This is a genomic window from Exiguobacterium sp. QJM3NY_9 (genome assembly GCF_056173545.1).
Map to the genome: position 1 here is coordinate 1,885,341 of NZ_CM149679.1, position 23,103 is coordinate 1,908,443.

General features: G+C 47.8%; 25 protein-coding genes. 1 reads left to right on the plus strand and 24 read right to left on the minus strand.

Annotated elements, in window-relative coordinates:
• Positions 1 to 53 precede the first annotated feature (53 nt).
• From AC0VYQ_RS09765 to smc, 13 genes are all read right to left on the minus strand, one after another.
• Positions 54 to 314, minus strand: a complete 261-nt coding sequence (locus tag AC0VYQ_RS09765) for an EscU/YscU/HrcU family type III secretion system export apparatus switch protein (protein ID WP_088837376.1) — start codon at positions 312 to 314, stop codon at positions 54 to 56.
• Complete coding sequence (locus AC0VYQ_RS09770) at positions 311 to 1,195, minus strand: hypothetical protein (protein ID WP_475403487.1); 885 nt, start codon at positions 1,193 to 1,195, stop codon at positions 311 to 313. Before AC0VYQ_RS09770 ends, AC0VYQ_RS09765 begins: the two co-directional genes overlap by 4 nt.
• A gap of 13 nt (positions 1,196 to 1,208) precedes the next feature.
• Positions 1,209 to 1,961, minus strand: coding sequence for a ribonuclease HII (locus AC0VYQ_RS09775; RefSeq protein ID WP_088837378.1), 753 nt, complete (start codon positions 1,959 to 1,961; stop codon positions 1,209 to 1,211).
• Positions 1,962 to 2,022: 61 nt separating this feature from the next.
• Positions 2,023 to 2,889, minus strand: a complete 867-nt coding sequence (gene ylqF / locus AC0VYQ_RS09780; protein WP_088837379.1) for a ribosome biogenesis GTPase YlqF — start codon at positions 2,887 to 2,889, stop codon at positions 2,023 to 2,025.
• A gap of 244 nt (positions 2,890 to 3,133) precedes the next feature.
• Positions 3,134 to 3,673 (minus strand): signal peptidase I, encoded by a 540-nt coding sequence (lepB, locus tag AC0VYQ_RS09785; protein WP_088837380.1) that lies wholly within the window; start codon positions 3,671 to 3,673, stop codon positions 3,134 to 3,136.
• A gap of 100 nt (positions 3,674 to 3,773) precedes the next feature.
• The gene (rplS, locus tag AC0VYQ_RS09790) at positions 3,774 to 4,127 is read right to left on the minus strand and encodes a 50S ribosomal protein L19 (protein WP_088837381.1); all 354 of its coding nucleotides are present in this window, start codon (positions 4,125 to 4,127) and stop codon (positions 3,774 to 3,776) included.
• Between the two features lie 112 nt (positions 4,128 to 4,239).
• Positions 4,240 to 4,968, minus strand: coding sequence for a tRNA (guanosine(37)-N1)-methyltransferase TrmD (gene trmD / locus AC0VYQ_RS09795; RefSeq protein WP_214768598.1), 729 nt, complete (start codon positions 4,966 to 4,968; stop codon positions 4,240 to 4,242).
• Positions 4,965 to 5,474: a ribosome maturation factor RimM gene (rimM, locus tag AC0VYQ_RS09800; protein ID WP_475403488.1), complete on the minus strand. Its 510-nt coding sequence runs from the start codon at positions 5,472 to 5,474 to the stop codon at positions 4,965 to 4,967. The genes trmD and rimM overlap by 4 nt, the downstream gene beginning before the upstream one ends.
• Positions 5,475 to 5,560: 86 nt before the next feature.
• A complete protein-coding gene (rpsP, locus tag AC0VYQ_RS09805) occupies positions 5,561 to 5,836 on the minus strand; it encodes a 30S ribosomal protein S16 (RefSeq protein ID WP_012370770.1) in 276 nt (91 codons plus the stop codon).
• A 93-nt stretch (positions 5,837 to 5,929) separates the two neighbouring features.
• Positions 5,930 to 7,282 carry a signal recognition particle protein gene (gene ffh, locus AC0VYQ_RS09810; protein WP_214765163.1) on the minus strand — a complete coding sequence of 451 codons (1,353 nt, stop codon included), beginning with the start codon at positions 7,280 to 7,282 and terminating at the stop codon, positions 5,930 to 5,932.
• A 12-nt stretch (positions 7,283 to 7,294) separates the two neighbouring features.
• Positions 7,295 to 7,615: a putative DNA-binding protein gene (locus AC0VYQ_RS09815; RefSeq protein ID WP_088837385.1), complete on the minus strand. Its 321-nt coding sequence runs from the start codon at positions 7,613 to 7,615 to the stop codon at positions 7,295 to 7,297.
• A 101-nt stretch (positions 7,616 to 7,716) separates the two neighbouring features.
• A complete protein-coding gene (gene ftsY, locus AC0VYQ_RS09820) occupies positions 7,717 to 8,721 on the minus strand; it encodes a signal recognition particle-docking protein FtsY (protein WP_214807320.1) in 1,005 nt (334 codons plus the stop codon).
• The gene (gene smc / locus AC0VYQ_RS09825) at positions 8,718 to 12,287 is read right to left on the minus strand and encodes a chromosome segregation protein SMC (RefSeq protein WP_475403489.1); all 3,570 of its coding nucleotides are present in this window, start codon (positions 12,285 to 12,287) and stop codon (positions 8,718 to 8,720) included. The genes ftsY and smc overlap by 4 nt, the downstream gene beginning before the upstream one ends.
• Positions 12,288 to 12,413: 126 nt before the next feature.
• Here smc and AC0VYQ_RS09830 point away from each other — a divergent pair, with 126 nt between their 5' ends.
• Entirely contained in the window at positions 12,414 to 12,614 is a 201-nt protein-coding gene (locus AC0VYQ_RS09830) for a DUF1128 family protein (protein ID WP_029330856.1), read from the plus strand.
• A 59-nt stretch (positions 12,615 to 12,673) separates the two neighbouring features.
• Here the strand turns inward: AC0VYQ_RS09830 and rnc are convergent, their stop codons facing one another.
• The 11 genes from rnc to AC0VYQ_RS09885 form a co-directional block, all read right to left on the minus strand.
• Complete coding sequence (gene rnc, locus AC0VYQ_RS09835; RefSeq protein WP_088837388.1) at positions 12,674 to 13,444, minus strand: ribonuclease III; 771 nt, start codon at positions 13,442 to 13,444, stop codon at positions 12,674 to 12,676.
• Positions 13,445 to 13,501: 57 nt separating this feature from the next.
• Positions 13,502 to 13,741, minus strand: a complete 240-nt coding sequence (acpP, locus tag AC0VYQ_RS09840) for an acyl carrier protein (protein WP_012370777.1) — start codon at positions 13,739 to 13,741, stop codon at positions 13,502 to 13,504.
• A 68-nt stretch (positions 13,742 to 13,809) separates the two neighbouring features.
• Positions 13,810 to 14,541, minus strand: a complete 732-nt coding sequence (gene fabG / locus AC0VYQ_RS09845) for a 3-oxoacyl-[acyl-carrier-protein] reductase (RefSeq protein ID WP_475403490.1) — start codon at positions 14,539 to 14,541, stop codon at positions 13,810 to 13,812.
• Positions 14,538 to 15,461 (minus strand): ACP S-malonyltransferase, encoded by a 924-nt coding sequence (fabD, locus tag AC0VYQ_RS09850; protein ID WP_088837390.1) that lies wholly within the window; start codon positions 15,459 to 15,461, stop codon positions 14,538 to 14,540. The genes fabG and fabD overlap by 4 nt, the downstream gene beginning before the upstream one ends.
• Positions 15,462 to 15,480: 19 nt before the next feature.
• Complete coding sequence (gene plsX / locus AC0VYQ_RS09855; protein WP_029330860.1) at positions 15,481 to 16,467, minus strand: phosphate acyltransferase PlsX; 987 nt, start codon at positions 16,465 to 16,467, stop codon at positions 15,481 to 15,483.
• Positions 16,467 to 17,033, minus strand: coding sequence for a transcription factor FapR (gene fapR / locus AC0VYQ_RS09860; RefSeq protein ID WP_029330861.1), 567 nt, complete (start codon positions 17,031 to 17,033; stop codon positions 16,467 to 16,469). Before fapR ends, plsX begins: the two co-directional genes overlap by 1 nt.
• 85 nt (positions 17,034 to 17,118) lie before the next feature.
• Complete coding sequence (gene recG / locus AC0VYQ_RS09865; RefSeq protein WP_088837391.1) at positions 17,119 to 19,149, minus strand: ATP-dependent DNA helicase RecG; 2,031 nt, start codon at positions 19,147 to 19,149, stop codon at positions 17,119 to 17,121.
• Positions 19,133 to 20,029: an L-serine ammonia-lyase, iron-sulfur-dependent, subunit alpha gene (sdaAA, locus tag AC0VYQ_RS09870; protein ID WP_088837392.1), complete on the minus strand. Its 897-nt coding sequence runs from the start codon at positions 20,027 to 20,029 to the stop codon at positions 19,133 to 19,135. Before sdaAA ends, recG begins: the two co-directional genes overlap by 17 nt.
• Positions 20,030 to 20,033: 4 nt before the next feature.
• Complete coding sequence (gene sdaAB, locus AC0VYQ_RS09875; protein ID WP_088837393.1) at positions 20,034 to 20,696, minus strand: L-serine ammonia-lyase, iron-sulfur-dependent subunit beta; 663 nt, start codon at positions 20,694 to 20,696, stop codon at positions 20,034 to 20,036.
• A 92-nt stretch (positions 20,697 to 20,788) separates the two neighbouring features.
• The gene (locus AC0VYQ_RS09880; RefSeq protein ID WP_369834716.1) at positions 20,789 to 22,462 is read right to left on the minus strand and encodes a DAK2 domain-containing protein; all 1,674 of its coding nucleotides are present in this window, start codon (positions 22,460 to 22,462) and stop codon (positions 20,789 to 20,791) included.
• Between the two features lie 25 nt (positions 22,463 to 22,487).
• A complete protein-coding gene (locus tag AC0VYQ_RS09885) occupies positions 22,488 to 22,850 on the minus strand; it encodes an Asp23/Gls24 family envelope stress response protein (RefSeq protein WP_029330866.1) in 363 nt (120 codons plus the stop codon).
• Positions 22,851 to 23,103: the final 253 nt, after the last annotated feature.

Below are 23,103 nucleotides of genomic sequence, written 5' to 3' on the forward strand. Positions count from 1 at the left end.
TTTCATTGTAGTTAAAATTGGAAGCGCTGTCTATCGTTATCGACCGAAAGCATTTATTTTTTCGTGATTCCCTCATGATCGAGCTGATACAAAAAGGCAAACAGCTCGGCGATGACCCCGTATAACTCCGGCGGAACTTGCTCAGACACCTCGATTGCATCAAGTAATGTTACCAATGTCTGATCTTGCCGAATCGGAATGTTGTGTCGGATCGCTTCTTCTAAAATCCGCTCGGCGACGATTTCGGAACCTTTGGCGACGACTTTTGGAGCTGCCATTTGTTCTTCATAAGATAAAGCAATCGCTTTTTTCATGCTTGGTAATCCACCCTTCCACTCCGACGTGTCAAATCGATAGGCACCCGCTCTTTCGTTTGTTCGACCAATTCAAAACGAATCAACTCATATCCCTGCTCCTTTAAGCGTCGTTCTATCATCGGTTGATAAGCGTCCATGAATGCGCTAATCCGTTGATCCGGATGAAAGACGGAAACAGCCATCTTTCGATCAGTGATTAATAAGTCAATCGCAATTTCGCCCAACTGAGGCAGTTTGAGATAAAAAGCGATTCGGGCATGGTCCGGGTTGAATTCTTTTTTGTCGAACGGTGCTTCCATCGTCACATCGACATCTTCAAAGGGACCAAACTGTGGTAGTTGCAACATAAAGATGCCGCGTCCCGGTTCATTCGTCGCTTGAACGAGTTGTTGCGTCAAGATTTGATCACTCGTCTTTCGGTCGAGCGTCCCTTGCCCATCCGCCTCTGCATTTCGTGCTAACTGAATGAGCTGGACAATTGCCTGCTTCAGCGTCTCACCTGAGCCCTCCATTGTTGCGCGTTGACCGAGTTGTTGTAACAGCGCACGTGTCGTCTGAGGGAGCCCCTCTGAGGTCGGGCGCAAGAGACTTTCAAGCATCGAAGGCAGGATTTGTTTAGTCGCAGTTTGTGGAGCTTCCGATAAAATCTTCAGCACCGGTTGCCCTTCCGTACTCGTCACGACGAACCGGTACGACATCCCTTCTTTCAAGTCGGCCGTCGTTCCGGCAGTTAAAACCCGTTGTCCGACTTGTAACTCCATCAAACCATCGGGGAGGAGCTTCAGCACTTTGCCGACGACATTCGCCCCTTCACGTAACGGCATGTTGGCTTGGTCGATAATCTTAAAGGGAAGTAAGGCCCGATGTTCGATTTGCACGCGCATTCACCTCCTAGAGTCGATCAAGAACCGGTTTAAACGTTTTGCGATGAATCGGTGTCACACCGTATGTATCGAGTGCCTGCAAATGCTGTGCTGTCCCGTACCCTGCATGTTGCTCAAACCCGTATCCCGGATACTGTTTCGCATAGTCCTCCATCATCGCATCACGCGTTTCCTTCGCAATGACGCTCGCCGCTGCGATTGAGATGCTACGCGCATCCCCTTTAATCAGTGACGTTTGAGGTAAATTGAGATCAAGCTCCATCGCATCGACGAGCAATGCCTCGGCAGACACGCCATTCACCGCTTGTAACATCGCCTGTTTCGAGGCTTGGTAAATATTGATCCGGTCAATTTCTGCTGGTTCGATGATGCCGATGGCGACCTCTGCGACTTTACGAATATGCTGATACGCCAGTTGCCGTTGTTTTTTTGACATTTGTTTTGAGTCCGTCAACGCGGGGTGATAAAAATCTTTTGGTAAGATGACTGCTGCCGCGACGACAGGTCCAGCAAGCGGACCTCGCCCGACCTCATCGACACCAGCAATCTTCTCCCACCCCTGTGCCCGGTAAGCTTCTTCGAACTGCGAGCGTTCAATAAAACTGAGGCGCAATTGTTCTTCGAGATCGAGGCGACGGCTTGTTTGTTTCAATAACAGCCTGATCCCTTTTCGTTCATCATGCATCAGATCCTGTTCGATGGCTGCGAATTGTTCGCGTGAAATCCCTTTGAGACGTTCTCTTAAGTCTTGAATCTTCATCTGACATTCACTCCTATTTCGAAAAAAGCTTGGACCTTCTAGAGAAGGTTCCAAGCTCGTCTTATTCTGCTGTTGTTGCCCATTCTTCGACTGTTTCAAGTGTCACACGTCCGACTTTTTCCGTCCGTAGCTCATGTAACAACATCTCGCTCGTCCGTTCGAAATCGACGTATCCACCTGAATTGAACCCTCGTTTGTTCCCGATTGCTTCTAGTACATCAACGGCTTCACCGGACACATCGTCTAAGCGATAGCGTTCCATCAATTGCTCCGGATAACGCGATTTGAGCTCACGGATGGCAAACAGCGCGATGTCATCGATGTTTAAGATATCATCTTTGATTGCACCTGTTGCTGCTAGACGATAGCCAACCAACTGATCGTCGAACTTCGGCCAGAGAATACCTGGTGTATCGAGCAACTCCATCTCACCTGTCTTCATTTTGATCCATTGCTGACGTTTCGTCACACCCGGGCGGTCACCCGTGATGGCAATGTTTCGTCCGGCAAGGCGATTGATTAATGTTGATTTCCCGACGTTCGGGATGCCGATGATCAACGCTCGAATCGCACTCGGATTTCGTCCCTTTTCACGCATGCGATCATGTTTTTCTTTCATCAGGCGTAACGCACCTTCATGAATTTGTCCAAGACCCTTATTGTGTTTCGCATCGACAGCGATGACATCGACTCCGTCCTTACGAAGGGCCTTCATCCAGCGCTCCGTCAAACGCGCATCAGCCATATCGGCTTTGTTCAAGACGATTAACCGCGGTTTTCCTGCCGTAATTTGCTCGACCATCGGATTGCGACTCGACATCGGGAGACGTGCATCGACCAATTCGATGACGACGTCGATTAATTTTAATTTTTCCTGGACTTCACGACGTGCTTTCGCCATGTGACCAGGGAACCATTGTATCGTCATATATTCCACCTCAACTCATCATATTACTGGACTGCTAACTTCATGTTGGGTGACGCGGTAAGACCTGCTTCAGTTACCGTCACTTCGTTCTCAAGAAACGATCCATCCCTTAGTATACGCAAAAAAAGCCAAGAAAAGAAGTAGTGTCGTGCGGACACTACTCAATTCCTGACCTTGTTCCATCAAACGCACGGTTGATGGAGCTGTTTCTGCTAGACTCACCTTACTACGCGCCCATGATTTTTTAATCAACTGATCGTAAATCACCGAACGGATAAAAGACGAAATTTGTCGTTCCGACGATTTGATCTTCATCGACGAACCCGATGTCACGGCTATCTTTTGAGTTTTGACGGTTGTCCCCCATGACGAATACTTTACCGGCGGGTACTTTCGTTTCGCCGGTCCGTTCTTCTAATGTAAAGTCTTCCGTCAACGGAACACCATTCATTTGCGCTTTAAATTCTTTTAAATATGGTTCTTCCACTTTTTTATCGTTGATATACAGCATATCATCCTTGTAGTACAGCGTATCGCCTGGGACAGCGATGACACGTTTAATATAGTCACGTGTTTCCGTCGCATGGAAGACGACGATATCGCCACGCTCTGGTTCATTAAAGTAATAGGGAACCTTATTGACGACCATCCGGTCTGAATTGTGCAGTGTCGGCATCATCGACTCGCCGTCCACGATGACCGGGACGAATAGAAACGTTCGGATGATGAACGCAATCACGAGCGCTACGACAAGCGCCTTTACCCAACTAAATAACTCCTTCACGCGTTCCACTCCTTTGATTAAATCTTTAACCTAGACTTAGTATACGCATAAACGATAAAAAAAAGAAGCTTGTCCGAGGACAAGCCACTTTTTCACATGATTAACGACGAACTTCTTTAATACGCGCCGCTTTACCACGAAGGTTACGGAGGTAGTAAAGTTTCGCACGACGGACTTTACCGTAACGAACGACTTCGACTTGTGCAACACGTGGTGAGTGGAGCGGGAAAGCACGCTCTACGCCAACTCCGTAAGAAATCTTACGGACTGTGAAAGTTTCACTGATGCCGCCACCGTGACGTTTGATGACTACGCCTTCGAAAAGCTGGATCCGCTCACGCGTACCCTCGACGACTTTAACGTGTACACGGACTGTATCCCCAGGACGGAACGAAGGGACGTCTGACTTGATTTGTTCTTGTGTAATTTCACGGAACAATTGTTGTGTGTTCATGAATGATTTCTCCTTTTTTCACCAATGTTCTTATCTTCATTTGCTTATTGCATCCAACAGCGGAACATCGTTAATAGGTGGCTTTTGCCACATGTTTTAACTTATCACAATTTCATTCTTTTGACAATCCTGAAATTGACTGAAGGTACTTTAAATCACTTGCGGACAGCTCGGCTGTCTCGAGTAAATCAGGACGTCGCTCGAGCGTCCGCTTCAAGGCTTGCTGTCTTCGCCACTGCTCGATTTTTGCATGATTCCCGGATAATAAGACGTCCGGTACCCTTAATCCGTTATAGTCGGCAGGACGGGTATAATGGGGGTATTCGAGCAATCCGGTCGAAAATGAATCGTCTTCATGACTGGCCGACTTGCCGAGGACATCAGGTAACAAACGGACGACGGCATCAATCATCGTCATCGCAGCTAATTCCCCTCCCGTCAAAACGAAGTCTCCAAGCGAAACTTCATCCGTCACCAGTTCGTCATGAATCCGTTGATCAAATCCTTCATAATGTCCACATAAGAAAACAAGTTCCGATTCCTGCGCCCATTCTTCCGCTACTGCTTGATCAAAACGCTGTCCTGTCGGTGTCATCGCAACGATGCGACGGTTCGCTTTCGGCAAGGCCGCAACAGCGTCAAAAACAGGTTGCGGCGTCAACAACATCCCAGCACCACCCCCGTAAGGAGAATCATCGACACGCCCATGTCGATTCGTCGAATAGTCTCGGAAGTTAATGTACTCGAGATGTATCCGCGCATCTTCTTGTGCCCGTCCGACGATTGAATGATCGAGTGCTGTGAACATATCTGGAAAAAGCGTCAAGACTTTGATGTTCATCCTTCAATCAATCCAGGTAATGGTGTGATTTGAATCCGCTTTTCTTGCACATCGATCGACGCGACGACTTGTTCGATGTACGGAATCAAGACGTCTTTTTTTCCCGGACGTTTAATCGTCCAGACATCGTTTGCTCCGGTCTCTAAGATTTCCGAGATGACCCCGATTTTCTCATCTCCGTCATAGACGTCGCAACCGATGATTTCGTGGTAGTAGTATTCATTTTCTCCGAGCTCTTGTAAGACTTCCGGCTGCACGAAAAGTTTCATCCCTTTATACTTTTCGACGTCGTTGATGTGATGCATTCCTTTGAAGGTCACCATGACGAATTGTTTATGTTTCCGGTAACTGCTCACCGTCAGCGGTACATACGTCCCCTCCATCTCGAGAAATACGTCATTTCCGACTTTAAAGCGTTCTTCCGGAAAATCTGTACTCGCAAGTAACTTCAATTCTCCCTTTAGACCGTGTGTATTCGCGATTTTCGCGACTTCTAACCATTGCATCTTCTTCACTTCCTTCCTTTAAAATCGTCATTCTTCTATTTTTCTGCAACAAAAAGGAGGTAAGCTTTCGCTCACCTCCAAATGTCTTACTTCGCGAGTTTCGCGTTGTGGAATTTCTCCATGATACCAGCTTTTGAGAAGAGGTTACGAACTGTGTCTGATGGTTTAGCACCTTCAGCGAGCCATTTAAGAGCGAGCTCTTCGTTAAGTTTTACTTCTGCTTCTGGTTTAGCAACCGGGTTGTAGTATCCGATTTGCTCGATGAAACGACCATCACGTGGTGCACGTGAGTCTGCTACTACCACACGGTAGAAAGGTGATTTGTTTGCGCCCATGCGCTTAAGACGAATTTTAACTGCCATTCGTAAGTCCCTCCAGATATTAAATAGTTTTTTGGTTTAGTCAAATTGACAACTTCACTAGTATACAACGTTACAGCAAAAGAGAAAAGACTTTTAGAAGAATGGGAGGCCAAAGCCGCCTTTCTTTTTCCCTTTGCCCATTTGGCCGGAGAATTGTTTCATCATCTTCCGCATGTCTTCAAATTGCTTGATCAACCGGTTCACTTCTTGAATGCTACGACCACTGCCGCGCGCAATCCGTTTCCGACGACTCGCATTGAGGATTTCCGGTTCAGTCCGCTCCCGTTTTGTCATCGATTGAATAATCGCTTCGACATAAACAAGTTGCTTCTCATCGATTTGAGCATTTTTCAAGCCCTTCATCTTTCCTTTACCGGCACCCGGAATCATTCCTAACAACTCATCCAAAGGACCCATCTGTTTCACTTGCTGCAACTGCTCGATGAAATCGTCAAACGTGAACGATGCATCGCGCATTTTGCCTTCGAGCTCCTTGGCGCGTGTTGCGTCCATTTGGAACTCTGCTTTTTCAATCAGCGTTAACATATCTCCCATACCGAGAATCCGTGACGCCATCCGCTCTGGGTAGAATGGCTCGATTGCGTCTAGCTTCTCTCCAAGACCGACGAACTTAATCGGTGCTCCGGTGACTGCCTTGATGGAGAGTGCTGCTCCGCCTCGAGTATCTCCGTCGAGTTTCGTCAGGACGACCCCTGTCACGCCGAGCTTTTCATTAAAGCTTTGTGCGACATTGACCGCATCCTGACCCGTCATCGAGTCGACGACAAGGAAGATTTCGTTAGGCTTGGCGATTTCCTTCACATCGACAAGTTCCTGCATGAGGTCCTCATCGACATGTAAGCGTCCCGCCGTATCGATCAACACGATATCGTGGTGATGCTCTTTTGCATAGTCGAGCGCGCCGGTTACGATTTCTTGTGGACTTACCTGATCTCCCATTGAGAAGACCGGTAATTCAAGTTGTTTTCCTAGCGTCTCAAGTTGTTTAATCGCAGCCGGACGGTAAATATCCGCTGCGACGAGCAGTGGACTGCGATTGTGTTTTTTTCGTAAATGATTGGCGAGTTTTCCGGTTGTCGTCGTTTTACCTGCCCCTTGAAGACCAGTCATCATAATGACTGTCGGCGGACGGTTAGCGAGCGTCAACGGAGATACTTCTTCCCCCATCAATTTCGTCAATTCGTCATGGACGATTTTGACGACTTGTTGACCGGGTGTTAGAGACGTCATCACATCTTGACCGACGGCGCGCTCCTTCACATCATTTACGAACTGTTTCACTACTTTGAAGTTGACGTCGGCTTCTAATAACGCGAGGCGGACCTCACGCATCATTTCCTTTACGTCCGCTTCAGAAATCTTACCTTTACCTCGCATTTTGGCGAGACTGGCTTGAAGCCGTTCCGATAATCCTTCGAATGCCATTGATGATGCCTCCTACTCTAATTGCTCCAGTGATTCAATCGTCACCAGTGCCTCGCTTGGAAGGTCGAGCTGCTTCAGTTCATCAAGAAGGATCTTTCGCTGCTCATATTTTTGAAACAAGGAAAGTCGTTCTTCATATTGCTCAAGCATCGCTTCCGTACGTTTTATGTTGTCGTAGACTGCTTGTCGGCTGACTTCAAACTCATCGGCGATTTCACCTAACGAAAAATCATCTAAATAATAGAGTGACATATAATTTCGTTGTTTCGGCGTCAAAAGCTCCTGATAAAAGTCAATCAGATAATTCATCCGGTTCGTTTTATCAAGTGTCATCCGAGCACCTCCACGGTTGTTAAGTGAAATTCCTTTACAGATAGTATAGTACAGCCCTCACAGTGTGTTGTCAAGTTTTTTTCTTTACAAGCAAACCTAGCTTATTCCTCTTCCGGTGCCTCGTCCGTCGTTTGCTTTTCTTCGAATACGTCACCGAAGAGACCGTGGACGAATTGCTCGGCATTAAACGGTTGGAGATCGTCAATTTTTTCACCTAATCCAACGAACTTCACGGGTAGGTCCAGTTCGTTTTTGATTGCGAGAACGATACCACCTTTTGCTGTCCCGTCGAGCTTCGTCAAGACGATGCCGCTGACATTCGTCGCTTGTTTGAACGCTTTGGCTTGCACCATCGCATTTTGTCCGGTCGTCGCGTCGAGCGCAAGCAGGACTTCGTGTGGTGCGCCTGGAATTTCACGTTCGATGACCCGTTTGACTTTCTCGAGTTCATTCATCAAATTGACTTTGTTTTGCAGACGTCCTGCCGTATCACAAATCAAGACATCGACTTTCCGCGCTTTTGCCGCTTGAACAGCATCGAAGACGACGGCAGCAGGATCTGATCCTTCTCCTTGACGGATGACCGGTACGCCGGAGCGCTCGCCCCAGACTTGCAACTGATCGATGGCGCCTGCTCGGAATGTATCCCCTGCTGCGAGCATGACCGTTTTCCCTTCATTTTTCAGGCGATTCGCAAGTTTCCCGATCGTCGTCGTTTTTCCGACGCCGTTGACACCCACGAATAAGATGACACTGAGGTCGTGGTCTAAATCAAGTTCCGTTTCTTCTTCTTCAATCAACATGTTGGCGACGACTTCGACGAGTACATCACGGACTTCTTTTGTATCTTTAACATTTTTTCGTTTGACTTCAATCTTTAATTTTTCGACCAAATCCATCGTCGTCGTCACACCGACGTCAGCTTGAATCAGCACTTCTTCTAACTCTTCAAAAAATTCTTCATCGACTTCCCGGAAACGGTAGACGAGATCATTGACGGCACTCGCAAGCCCGTCACGCGTCTTCGACAACCCTTCCGTAAACTTAGACGTGACTTCTTGTGTCGACGTCGTCAACCGGTCTTTTAGTTTCTTAAAAAAACTCATTGTTTTAGCTCCTTTGATTCTACTTCTTCAGTCAATGTTCGCCGTGCCTCTTCTAGTTTAACGGATAACACTTCCGAAATACCGTTTTGTTGCATCGTCACGCCGTATAAAACATCCGCTGACTCCATCGTACCTTTACGGTGTGTGATGATGATGAATTGTGTATCACGCGCCAACTGATGAACGAACTCACCGAACCGGGCAACGTTCGCTTCGTCAAGAGCTGCTTCGACCTCATCAAGGACACAAAACGGGACGGGACGCGTCTTCAAAATCGCGAACAACAAGGCAATCGCCGTCAACGCGCGTTCCCCACCAGATAAGAGTGACAAGTTCTGTAGTTTTTTACCCGGTGGTTTCGCGACGATGTCGATCCCGCTCGTCAAGAGGTCGCTCGGATCGACAAGAATCAAGTCCGCTTCTCCTCCACCGAACAATTCGCGGAATGTCTCACGGAAGTGTTCCCGTACAGCCGTAAACGTCTCTTTAAAGAGTCGGACGACTTCACGATCCATCTCATCGATGACGGCATATAAATCCGTTTTCGCCGTCACTAAGTCATCACGTTGCGTCGAGAGGAACGTAAACCGTTGATCGACTTCAGCGAACTCTTCAATCGCACCGATATTAACAACTCCGATTTCTTCTAATTGACGCTTGAGCAGGTGTACTTCCTCTTTCGCCTCTTCGAATGGAATCGTCAGCGGTTCAATCAATTCGAGAATCAGCCCCATCTCGTCGAGCATTTCTTGACGTGTTTCAAGACGTGTACTGATTCTGCCGTGGTTGAGGCGCGCTTGATCGACTTGTTGTTTCGCCGACTGTTGCTCCTCTTTCAGCTTCGCTTCACGGATCCGTAGAAGTCGTAAACTTTCGCCGTCACGTTGGATTTGGTCCGTGATTGCTTTCAATTCTTGTTCAACCGTTGTTTGTTCTTTAAGCATCTGCGCCTGCTCTGCATGCAATGCTTCGATTTGACCTTCACCAAACCCTTCGAGCACATGTTTTAAATCACGCCGCTTATGACTCCGTTCGAGTTTCGCATGATTCAACGATTCTTCGATTCGTTCGACTTCACGATTGACTTGATCTAACTTCAAGATCATTGTCCGTTCTTCGAGCAAGGCATCTGCTTGTTGTTGTTTCAAGTCTTCGATTGTCACAGCACCCCGTGCCTGTGCCTCTTTTAGCTGATCGAGATCACGTCTGAGTTCTTGTTGCCGCTTCGTCAAGTTCGCGATATCGTGCTCAGCTTGTTCAATCGTCGCCTTCGCTTCCCGTTCTTGCTCCGCCAACCGTTGCAACTGGCCATCTTGGACGGACAGTTCCGAAGCTGTGATTGCGAGACCATGTTTCGCCTCCGTCAATTCATCCCGAAGTGATTCAAGTGTCGTTCGCGTCGTTTTCATTTCTTGCGCAAGCGTCTCAAGCGTAACGTTCAATTGTTCATCTACTACTTTCATCTCCGCGAGGCGGCGCTCTTGTTCACGAATGACCGCCTGTCCTTGCGTCAGCCCTTCGCGGAGTTCGTCTAACTCCCGTGATTGACTAAAGAGTGGCGTCCCTTTTTTCCGGCTCCCCCCTGTCATCGAACCACCGACGTTGACGACATCTCCGTCGAGCGTCACGAGCCGATACCGATGTCCCGTTGCACGGGCAATCGCGTTCGCTTGTTCAAGCGATTCGACGACAAGCGTCGTCCCGAGCAAGTTCTGTTTTAATTTCGTCAGCTCATCGGTCGTCGTCACGAGTTCACTCGCAACGCCGATGTATCCTTGCATCGCAGATAGTTGATTGCGAACCGATTGATTCAAATCGCGCCGTTGAATCGAACTGAGCGGCATGAACGTCGCCCGTCCCGCATTTAGACGGCGTAATTCCTGAATCAACGTCCGTCCTGTCGCGTCTGTATCGACGACGACGTTTTGCATCGCTCCACCAAGTGCCGTTTCGATCGCCGCTTCATATCGGGCCGGTACGGAAATCAATTCGGCAACCGCTCCATATATTCCTGAAATGTGATCACGCTGTTTCAAAATCGTTTTGACGGCACCGAAATAACCACTGTAATCTGCCTTGACGGACTCCAAAAATTCAATCCGGTCCTCTGTTTTATCACGCCGGCGATGGAGATCGACGATTGATCGTTCGACTTGCGTCATCATCGTTCGCTGTTCGTGTTGCTTCGTTTCAACTTGCGTCTCTTCCGCTACTAAGGCATCGAGCTGTTGCCGCACGTTTAAAGAGCTCGCTTCTAGTCGGTCGACCTCGGCCGCATAAGCTGTTTGCGCCGATTGTTTCGACCCTGTCCCTTCCGCGAACGTCCGGCGTAACTCTTCCGCACTCTGTAAATCTTGTTTTGCTCGGTTATAGGCGTTATTCGTCGCCGCCAGCCGACTCGCTACTTCAAACGCTTCAGACCGTAGTTGCTCTGCTTCTTTTTCAAAATCACGGTCCGAATACGTTAATGCGGCATCTGCTTGTTCACGACGTTTGACAGTTTCCTCGTATGTTTGCTTCGTTTCGTCTCGTAAGCGAACTGCTTTTTTCGCCTCATCCTCAATTAGGGAAACGCGCGCTTCAAGTGTCGCCACTTCTTGTTCTAAACGCTCTTTCATTTGCGTCCCATGTTTCTCACGTTCTTTTGCCAAGTTCAGCGAACCTTGAATTTCAACGAGCGTCGTCGAGACGGTTCGTAACCGTTCCTGCATCTCTGTCTCTGTCCGGCGAATGTTTTCAAGCATCGTTTCTTGTTCTTCTCTCGAGGTTTGCGTTTTCTCAAGACGTGCCTGTTCATTTGACAACTCACGCTCAAACGTTTCGATTTCCGTCGTCAATCGGGCAATTTGTTCCATATAGTTTTGAATTTCTTCTGCAATGATGCCACGTTCTAAAAAGTCGAACCGGTCGCGGGCAATCAGATACTCTTTTGCAAGCGCTGCTTGTTCTCGTAACGGTTCGATTCGTCCACCGAGTTCAAATAAAATATCATCGACACGTGAGAGATTCGTTTCCGTGTCACTCAACTTCCGCTCCGCTTGTTTTTTCCGGTGCCGGTATTTTAAGACACCCGCTGCCTCTTCGATGACGGACCGCCGCTCTTCCGGTTTCCCGGAGATGACTTGTTCGACACGTCCTTGACCAATGATTGCGAAGGCATCACGGGACAGTCCCGTATCCATGAAGAGATCAAGGACGTCCTTCAAGCGACATGGTTTTTTATTAAGAAAATAATCACTGTCTCCATTTCGACTGACGCGTCGCGTCACGCTCAACTCTTGGTAAGGTAACGCAACCGTTCCCGACTCATTATCGAGGACAAGCGTTACTTCTGCGAACTGCTTTCGATGTTCTGACATACTGCCGGCGAAGATGACATCTTCCATCTTCGCGCCGCGTAATGATTTAGCCGATTGCTCACCGAGCACCCAGCGCACTGCATCCGATATATTCGACTTCCCACTACCGTTCGGTCCGACGACTGCCGTCACTCCCGGTAGGAAGTCAAGTTCTGTCCGGCTCGCAAAAGATTTGAAGCCGTTGATTTCAATTCGTTTTAAGTACATCTTTACCACCCGTATGTTTAAATTTCTTTTAATTTTCTTTTAGTTTACCATAGCCGAAAGGTCTACAAAATGGTAGGTTTTATGGTAATGTTAACGGTAAAGACGTGAAGAGGAGAATTCAACGATATGACAATTGAACAAATGATTGAAGCAATCTTGGATAAATTAAATATTATTAATAAAGGCGTCATCAAAGCCGAGCAGTTCGACGGCACGAAAAATGACGACTTAAAAGAAATTTATGAGTTCGTCATGATGCGTGAATCGTTATCACTCGCTGAGGTCGATGCAATCGTCGATGAACTAAAATCACTGAAGACGGTGTAAGAAACCATATAAAAAAAGGCGTTCCCAATCGGGCGCCTTTTTTTATATGGTTTTTTTACTTAAAATTGTTTTTTCAGCTCAAGCAAGGCTTGTTTCGCTGCTTGCTGTTCTGCTTCTTTTTTCGAACGACCGGTCCCGATTCCTTCAAGCTTATCCGGGACTTGAACACGCGAGATGAATTCCCGGCTATGTGCGGGACCACGCTCTTCGATGATTTCGTATTCAATTTGTCCGAGTCCGACCCGTTGGATCGCTTCTTGTAATTGGCTCTTGAAGTCTGTCTGCTCTTCGAAGAAACCAGATGCCACTTTCGGAAAAACCGCTTCGGCGAGGAATCGCTCTGCTGCTTCAATGCCTTGGTCAAGATAAAGTGCACCGATAAACGCTTCAAATACGTCAGCAAGTAATGCTGGCCGATTTCGTCCGCCTGTCAGTTCTTCCCCTTTACCTAGCAAAATCATGTCAGAGAATTCATAATGATTGGCAAACTGGACGAGCGATGGTTCACACACGATAGCTGCGCGCAGTTTTGTTAATTCCCCCTCGGAACGTTCCGGGTAGTGTTCAAATAAATATCTTGAGACCGTCAATTCTAAGACCGCATCCCCTAAAAATTCAAGTCGTTCGTTATCCCCATCCGATTCACGTTGTTCATTGACGAACGAAGAATGGGTAAACGCTTGCTTCAACAATTCGACATTCGAAAAATGAATCGAAAGGCGCGTTTGTAACTCTTCGAATTTTTGCTCGATTTGAGCAAACGTCCGCGCATCTTTTCGACGTTTTACGTAAGGTCCTTTTCGGACACGACGTCCTTTTTGATTCGTCATAATTCCTCCTAAACAGCTAAATCCCACCGCAAAAGAGCGGTGGGTCAGCGTCAATGATTAGACTTGTGTTTCGATGTAGCTGACGACATCGCCGACAGTCTTCAAGTTTTCTGCTTGATCGTCTTCGATTGTGATTTCGAATTTATCTTCGAGATCCATAACGAGTTCCATTACTTCAAGTGAATCGGCACCGAGATCGTCTTTGAACGATTTATCGAGTGTGATTTCACTTTGCTCTTTACCTAATTTTTCTGCGATTGCCTCTTGTACGTCTACTAAAATTTGTTCTTTTGTCATTTGAAATCCCTCCATGAGTTGAGTATATAAGATGATTGCCGATTTGGCAAAGTACTACCGGTGTTCAGTTACATTGTCATGCCGCCATCAACTGCGAGCGTTTGCCCTGTGATGTAACGGGCTTCATCCGAAGCGATGAAGCTGACGAGTGCTGCGATGTCTTGCGTTTGCCCAAACCGTTTCAATGGAATTTGTCCAAGTGACAGATTCCGTTGATCGTCCGTCAATTCATCGGTCATATCTGTTTCGATGAATCCTGGGCAAATCGCATTCGCTGTGACCCCTTTACTTGCGAGTTCACGGGCGACCGATTTCGTCAACCCAATCAAACCGGCTTTCGCGGCCACATAGTTCGCTTGCCCCGGATTACCCGTGATGCCGACGACCGAAGCGATATTGATGATGCGACCACCCGTCTTCATCAACGGGCGTGACGCCGCTTGTGTGACGAGGAACGCCCCTTTTAGGTTCGTATCAACGACAGCATCAAAATCGGCTTCTTTCATACGCATCAACAAACTGTCGCGTGTGATACCGGCGTTGTTGACGACACAATCCAGTTGACCGAATGCATCGACAGTCTGTTTAACCAACGCCTTGACTTGATCAGCGTTCGCAACATCGGCTTGGATGGCGATTGCCTCACCACCAGTCGCGATGATATCCGCGACGATGGCCTCTGCTTTTTCAGTGCTACCGGCATAGTTGACGACGACTTTAAAACCATCTGCCGCGAGACGTGTTGCGATCGCCGCACCGATTCCTCGTGAGGCGCCTGTTACGAGTGCTACCTTACTCATCCACGAATTCCCTCCGCTTCTAGTTGTTCAAGTGTCGTGATACTAATGATTTTAACGTCTTTTTTGATACGTTTGACAAGCCCACTAAGTGGTGAAGACGGTCCGAATTCGATGAAGGTATCGACACCCTCTTCAATCAATTGCTCGACACATGCCTCAAAGCGAACAGGTGAATACAATTGTTGAACGAGCAGACGTTTCAAGTCGTCCGGTTGATCGTGAAACGATCCGTCCACGTTTGAGATAAACTTCGCTTGCGCCGCTTCGAATGGTGAAGAAGCAAGGAAATCTTCGAACCGTGGTGCGAACGGTGTCATTAAAGAGGAGTGGAACGCACCGGAGACATCGAGTGGTAAGACACGCTTTGCACCGAGCTCTTTTAATTTCGCTGTCGCCGATTCGACGGCTGCGACGTGCCCTGAGATGACAAATTGGCCGGGACAGTTGTAGTTCGCGATTTGCACGATTTCACCTGTCGCCGCAATCGATTCGACGGCATGGTGTGCGGCTTCGACATCGTTTAATCCGATGACGGCAGCCATCGTTCCACCTGAAACCTGGTTCATCAACTTACCACGTTCATGGACAAGATAAACGGCTTCACTCGGCGTAAGGACCGATGCTGCGACAAGCGCGCTGTACTCCCCGACGCTATGCCCAAGGACATAGTCCGGTTTGTTACCGAGTGCCGCATAACGAGTGGCGAGAAGTGTACTATGTGCGACGATTGCGGGTTGAGCAAGCTCCGTCGCCTTTAGTTCCTCTTTTGTACCCGTCGTTAACAGCGTTGTTAAATCTAGGCCGATTCGTGTTCCGAGATCGACTAACGTTTGTTTAGTTTCTTCCTCACTTACAAGTGTCTGTCCCATACCGGGCATTTGTGACCCTTGCCCCGGAAACATCCATACCGTTTTCCCCATCTCGCTCACTCCTTTAGCTCTATTTTGTCTTCGCTTCAATGATTTTCGCAACGACGTGTTGCTCGACCATCATTTCAGCCTGTGCCAGCGCACGACTGAAGGCATAGGCATTGCTCGAGCCGTGTGCTTTGATGACAGGTGCCGCAATTCCGAACAACCCGGCCCCACCATATTCTTCGTACGCGAGCAATTGCTTCATTTTTTTAAGTTTCGGCTTTAAAATTAACGCCGCGATTTTCGAACTGAATGAACTCATGAACTGTTCCTTCATGACACCCATAATCATGCTTGCAGCACCTTCCGTACTTTTCAACAACGTATTCCCTGCAAATCCTTCTGTGACGATTACGTCCACATCACCACTCATCGCTTCTCTCGCCTCGACATTCCCAATAAAATGAATAGGGGCAGTCTCAAGTAAGGGATATGTTTCCTTCGTCAGTGCATTGCCTTTACCAGCTTCTGAGCCGATATTGAGCAGACCAACTTTCGGTTGTTTGATACCACGAACTTGTTCTGCGTAGACTGATCCCATGATGGCATAATCAAGCAAATGTTCTGCTTTTGCATCCGGATTAGCACCGACATCTAAGATGACGACACCTTTTCCGTTTCTTGTCGGGAAAGTCGGGGCCAGCGCAGGACGGTCAACCCCTTCGATTCGACCAATCACAAACAATCCGGCAGTCATCAGTGCTCCCGTGTTGCCTGCTGAAATCAAGGCATCCGCCTCTTTTGTTTTCACCAGGTTTGCAGCCACAACGAGTGAGCTATCTTTTTTCCGTCGAATCGCACGGACCGGTTCGTCTTCTCCAGTAATGACAGTCGCCGCGTGAACGATCGTCACACGGGAATCCTTGATGTCGTAAGAACGTAACTTCAATTCATCTCCAACCAATCGAATTTCAATGTCCGCCTTCGGGCGCTCCCCTAAATACTGGATCACACCTTCGACAATCGCACGGGGGGCGTTGTCACCACCCATTGCATCTACTGCTAAAATCATCATGATTCCTCCTTACTACTACGATACACCGTAAACTCACCGATAAAGACACACTCATCACCGACATAACTTTCGACGTTGATGTCTGATCGTCCATCTTGTCGATGGGAACTGACGAACGCTTTCGCGACGACGCGTTCTCCAACATGGACAGATCGTGTAAATTGCACGTTTGCTCGTGTCGTCAATGCTAACTCGTCATCAATTAACGCGATGGCGAGCGAATTGGCTTGAGCGAACAGAATATGCCCGCGTGCAATCGCGTTCCGGCTAAAAGCGTGTTCCGGCAAAATTTCTAAAATCGAAATCGCAGATGTATCAAGTTTCAGGTCAATCATATCACCAATGACTTCGCTTTCGGTCAAAGTACGCACGTCATCGAGTCGTTCTGTCGCGACGTGTTTAATCCGTTCCCGTAATTCAGGGATTTTCAATTCCATTCGATCGAGCCGAATCGTCTGAATGCTGACGTTAAAATGAAGCGCAAGTGCTTCATCCGTGATGAATGGGTTTTGTTCAATCGTATGCTGTAGTTCTACTTGCCGTTCTTTTTTAGGTACCCGCATGTACGTTCCTCCTACAAGAAGGATAATCACTATTATCACCTGGTACTAATAGTAGTATATATCCCCCATTGTTCACTTTCAAGTATTATTCAATTCTTTCTCCGTCAAGCAGTCCTTGCTCTTCGATATAATGGCGTAACACGTCGTAGTCCGATGTTTGCCAAAAGGCATCCGAACGTAACAAACGGACGGCGTCGTTCCGGGCTGTTTCCATGATTTGAATATCGAGAGCAGGATCTGTCAGGACGAAACGTGGCAATCCACTTTGTTCTGTCCCAAAGAAATTACCCGATCCGCGTAGTTCTAAGTCTTTTTCCGCTAATTTGAAGCCGTCGTTCGTCTCTGTCATCGTCTTAATTCGCTCTTTCCCGGTGTCAGACGACGGATCAGCAATCAAAATACAATATGACTGCGCATCCCCTCGTCCGACACGTCCACGCAATTGATGCAGTTGCGCGAGACCGAATCGTTCTGCATCGTAAATGACGATGATTGAGGCATTCGGGACGTTCACCCCGACTTCGACGACAGTCGTCGAGACGAGGACTTGGACCTGATTGTCCTTGAAAGCTTGCATGACCTCGTCTTTTTCAGATGAGCCGAGACGTCCGTGCATCAAACCAACTTGATGATCGCGGAAACGTTCGACGAGAACGGCATGCAATTCCATTGCATTTTGAACATCAAGCGATTCAGATTCCTCGATCAATGGCGTGATGACATAGGCTTGCCGCCCGAGAAGTAATTCCTTCTCAACAAAACCAAAGACACGTTCAATCTGTTCTGGTTTTGCCCAGTACGTTTCAATTTCTTTACGCCCTGCTGGCATCTCGTCGATGATCGAAACATCCATATCGCCAAACACAGAAATCGCAAGTGTTCGCGGAATCGGTGTCGCCGTCATATAGAGGACATCTGCTTGCGCTGCTTTTGCTCGGAGGCGCTTCCGTTGTTCGACACCAAACCGATGTTGTTCGTCCGTAATCACTAAATGTAAGTCCTTGAAGACGACTGTATCCTGAATCAAGGCATGGGTGCCGACGAGGATGTCGATTTCTCCTTGCCGTAAGGCTTCTAGCAATAACACACGAGCCTTTCCTTTGACAGAACTCGTTAAGAGACCGACTTTAATCCCGAATGGTTCGAGTAACGGGGCAAGTGACGAAGCATGCTGCTCCGCTAGTATTTCAGTCGGAACCATCAAGGCACCTTGCTTGTTCGCACGAATCGTCGCGAACAGGGCAATCGCCGCGATGACGGTCTTCCCACTTCCGACATCTCCTTGCAGCAACCGATTCATTCGCTCTGCTCGATGCATATCACTCAAAATTTCTTCTGTCACTCTTTTTTGAGCGCCTGTCAACGGAAATGGCAGTCCTGCAATGAACTCGTCGACGGCTGCTTGATGTAACGGTAAAGCAATGCCTTGTCCCTGCCGCTTTCCAAGTCGTAATGTCTGAAGCTTTAACTGAAAATAGAGGCACTCTTCATACACATAACTTCTTCTCGCCGCCGTCAATTCTTTTCGATGCGTCGGGAAGTGTAGCGCCTTCAGCATCGTCATCCGGTCGAGAAGACGATACGCCGTCCGAATCGAATCGGGCACCCGCTCCCCGACTGATTCTACTGCTGCGAAAGCGAGTTCGACGACACGGCGGAACGTCTTCATCCGCATGTCACCTTTTAAGGAATAGACGGGTGTCAGTTCACCTTCGATCGCCCCGAATTGAAGTTCCGTCGCTGAAATCGTCATCCGGTGCAAATCCCACTTGCCGCTGACCGTCACTTCTTCCCCTAACTTCAACTGGGCTTTGTAGAAGGCACGGTTAAACATCGTCACCGTGACGCTGTACCGTTCTTCGACAAGTAACCGGAACGTTAGCCGATTCTTACCTTTTCCGTAATAACGAACGAGCGGTTCTGATTGAACTTGACCTGTGAACTTGACCTTATCTTCATGGATGGCTTCCGTCAAACTCCCCGTAACGAAATCATCGTAACGAAATGGGACGTGCTCCAGCACGTCCGAGATCGTTACGATATCCATTTCTGCAAGCTTAGTTGCCAAATCACGCCCGACTCCCTTAAGTGCCGTGACCTCACTTGATGGATTCATTCGATAAATCTCCAAAAATCTTCGACTCGAGCCAGCGTCCAGTCGGTGTATTCGCAAGACCGCCTTTCGCCGTTTCACGTAAGGCAGAAGGCATCATTTGACCGATTTCATACATTGCCGAGATGACTTCGTCACACGGAATACGTGACGTGATGCCAGCCAGTGCCATATCTGCTGCGACGAGCGCATTTGCTCCTCCCATCGCATTTCGTTTGACGCACGGGACTTCGACAAGTCCAGCGACTGGGTCACAGACGAGACCAAGCATATTTTTTAAAGCAATTGCAAACGCATGCGCCGATTGATCCGGTGTGCCTCCTGCCATTTCGACGATGGCAGCTGCAGCCATTGCTGTCGCCGAACCTACTTCCGCTTGGCATCCGCCTGCCGCACCTGAGATGGACGCATTATTGGCAACAACGAACCCGAACGCACCCGATGTGAAAAGGTATCGGAGCATCTCCTCGCGTGAAGGCTGAAGCCGTTCTTTGACGGCGAACAACGTCCCTGGGACGACGCCCGCGCTCCCTGCTGTTGGTGTCGCACAGATTTTCCCCATTGCCGCGTTGACTTCATTCGTTCCGATGGCTTTGCTGACGGCATCTAACAAAAGATCTCCCGATAATCCGTTCCCTGACGCCCGATATCGTTGCAGTAAGACTGCATCCCCGCCTGTCAAACCGGTGACCGATTCGACACCGTCGCCTGTCAATGACCGTTCGACAGCTTCTTCCATGACTTGTAAATTCCGTTCCATCATTGCGTATACTTCATCACGCTCTAAGTGGCGGACCGTCATTTCTTGTTCAATCATGATTTCTGAAATCGGGACATTCTTTTCCGTAGCGAGTGCTACGAGTTCTTTTACTGATTTAAACATTTCTTCACTCTCCCATCATGACGGATCGTTCGACTTGTGGTAACCGGTTAATTTCTTCAAGCACTTCTTTAGGCATCCGATCATCGATTTCAATCGCCATCAAGGCTTGACGTCCTTTTTCGTGGCGCGACACTTCCATGTGACCAATGTTAATTTCATAGTCTGCGAGAATACTTGTGACTGCCGCAATCGCCCCGAAACGGTCGTGGTGCAGGACGACAAGTGCCGGCCCGCCACCTGAGAGGCGCAACGGTACACCATTCAACTCTGTAATTTCAATCGTTCCTCCGCCAATTGAAATGCCGACGAGTTCAAATTGATTTTCTCCGTCAGTCAAATGGACTCGCGCCGTGTTCGGATGGTCCGTCAGTGCTTCACTCGTTTCAAAATGAATCCGAATCCCTTTCCCTTCGGCGATTTTAATCGACTCAGGAATCCGATCATCAAACGTATCATAACCAAGCACTCCACCAATGATCGCTACGTCGGTTCCGTGCCCCCGGTACGTATCGGCAAATGATCCATAAAACGTGATATAAATGTCTGTTGGCGTTTCCCCGAACAACTTACCCGCCATCAAACCGATTCGTGCTGCTCCTGCCGTATGGGAACTCGATGGTCCTACCATGACAGGACCGATGATATCAAATACACTACGATACTTCATTTCATTTCCCCCTCTCTTTTAAACAAAACAAAATCCCACCTCTATTATCGCAGATGGTGGGATTCGTGAAAAGGTAACTTCACGTTTATTCTTTATTCAACACTAAGAATATATGAATAGAGCGGTTGCTTTCCGTCGTGAACTTCGACTTCAGCGTCCGGATTGACAGATTCGATGTAAGCGACTAACTCGTCGACTTCATCTTGGGCTACGCCTTCTCCGAATAAAATCGTTACGATTTCGTCATCTTCCGTGACGAGCGTATCGATGAGTTTCTTCGCTGCACCGAGACTCGAGTGATCCGTTGCGACGATTTGTTTTTCCGCAATCGCCATGTGATCATCTTTTTTAATCTCGACACCATCGATACTCGTATCACGGACAGCATATGTGATTTGTCCTGACTTGACAGCACCAATCGCATCCATCATGTGACGCTCGTTCTCATCGACTGTCGCTTCCGGGTTGTAGACGATTGTCGCAGCCAGTCCTTGTGGGACCGTTTTTGATTTCACGACCGTCACGCCGCATGATGCAACAGATGCTGCTTGTTCAGCCGCCATGATGATGTTCGAGTTGTTCGGATACACATAGACGTGCTCCGCATGCGCGTCTTCAATCGCTTTGACGATATCTTCCGTCGATGGATTCATCGTCTGTCCACCTTCGATGACGATGCTGACACCGAGTGATTTAAAGAGCTCACTGATCCCTTCGCCCATTGCGACCGTGACGAGTGCAGATTTCGCTTTCGCTTTCGTTGCAACTGGAGCTGTTACGTGATTGACGCCTTCTTCTTCTAAAATCGTTGAGTGTTGTTGGCGCATGTTTTCGATTTTAACCGCGACGAGCTCACCAAATTTTTGTCCTTTGTTGATGACATCACCTGGTGTCTCGACATGGACATGAACTTTGAGCAACTCTTCATCTGCGACGACGAGCAGTGAATCTCCGAACTCAGATAATTCGTTACGGAATGCTTCTTCACTGAACGGTGCATTCGCTAACTTATCATCTTGGAAACGAACCATGATTTCTGTACAGTAACCGTAATGGATTTCCTCTGTCGACATGAAGCTTTGAGCCGATTTATGATGCTCTGCTTCGACGAGTGCTTCCATGACAGGAGCATGCGGTTTTTCAAGTTCTTTTCCTTCGAGTGTCGCAAGAAAGCCTTCATAAATACAAACAAGTCCCTGTCCACCAGAATCGACGACACCGACTTCTTTTAAGACCGGTAAAAGATCGGGTGTTCCTTCGAGTGAAACTTTTGATGCTTCGACAATCCCGCGCATCAATTCAAGTAAGTCCGTCGTTGTTTCCGATTGTGCGATCGCAGCGACTGCTGTTTCACGAGCAACTGTTAAAATCGTCCCTTCGACTGGCTTCATAACGGCCTTGTATGCTGTATCAACACCTTTTTGCAAGGCATCTGCGAATTCCTTCGTATCGATTGTTTGTTTTCCTTCAATCGATTTCGAGAAACCACGGAATAATTGACTTAAGATAACACCAGAGTTCCCACGTGCCCCCATTAAAAGACCTCGTGCGAATATTGATGCAACGTCTGCGACAGAATCAGATGTTGCGTTTGTTGCTTCTTTCGATCCAGATGTCATCGTCAAGTTCATGTTCGTTCCTGTATCGCCATCCGGCACAGGGAACACGTTCAGTGAATCGACGAAATCTGCATTTTGATAGAGATTTGCCGCGCCATTTTGAATCATCTTGACTAATTGGGCTCCTGTTAAACGATCTACACTCACTAAAGTTTCCTCCTCTATTTCCGTCTTAGACATTCGTCAAACGGACTCCTTGGACAAAAATATTTACAGATGTCACTTCTAACCCTAACGCTTGGTTCAACGTATATTTAACACGGCTTTGAACATTGTTCGCGACTTCAGAAATTTTCGTACCGTAACTCACAATGATATGCATATCGATGTGAACTTGTTCTGAAGATTGTCGAACGATGACGCCACGTGCAAAATTCTCACGTTTCAATAATTCAGCTAGCCCATCTTTGATTTGTGATTGTGATGCCATACCAACGACACCAAAACATTCCATTGCTGCTCCGCCCGCCAGTTGCGCGACGACATCATTATCTACATCAATCTTTCCATAGGTCGTTTTCATCTCGATTGCCACCTGAGTAGCCCCCTTTAACTAATTGTGTTCTTCTCGTAATTCTACTATAAGGACCTACTATTGAAAAGTCGCCGTACTGACTATACAATGAATAAGTGAAAAATAGTAGCGGTCAAATGAACTTTTACCATCATCCTCATCCATTATTTTAAATTTTGAGGTTCTCTGTCAAGTTTTTTTCTTGTCAGCTACTTTTTTTATGTTGCAACCGTCCTGACACCATGCTAAGATAGCAAAGTGTCTATTAGGACGA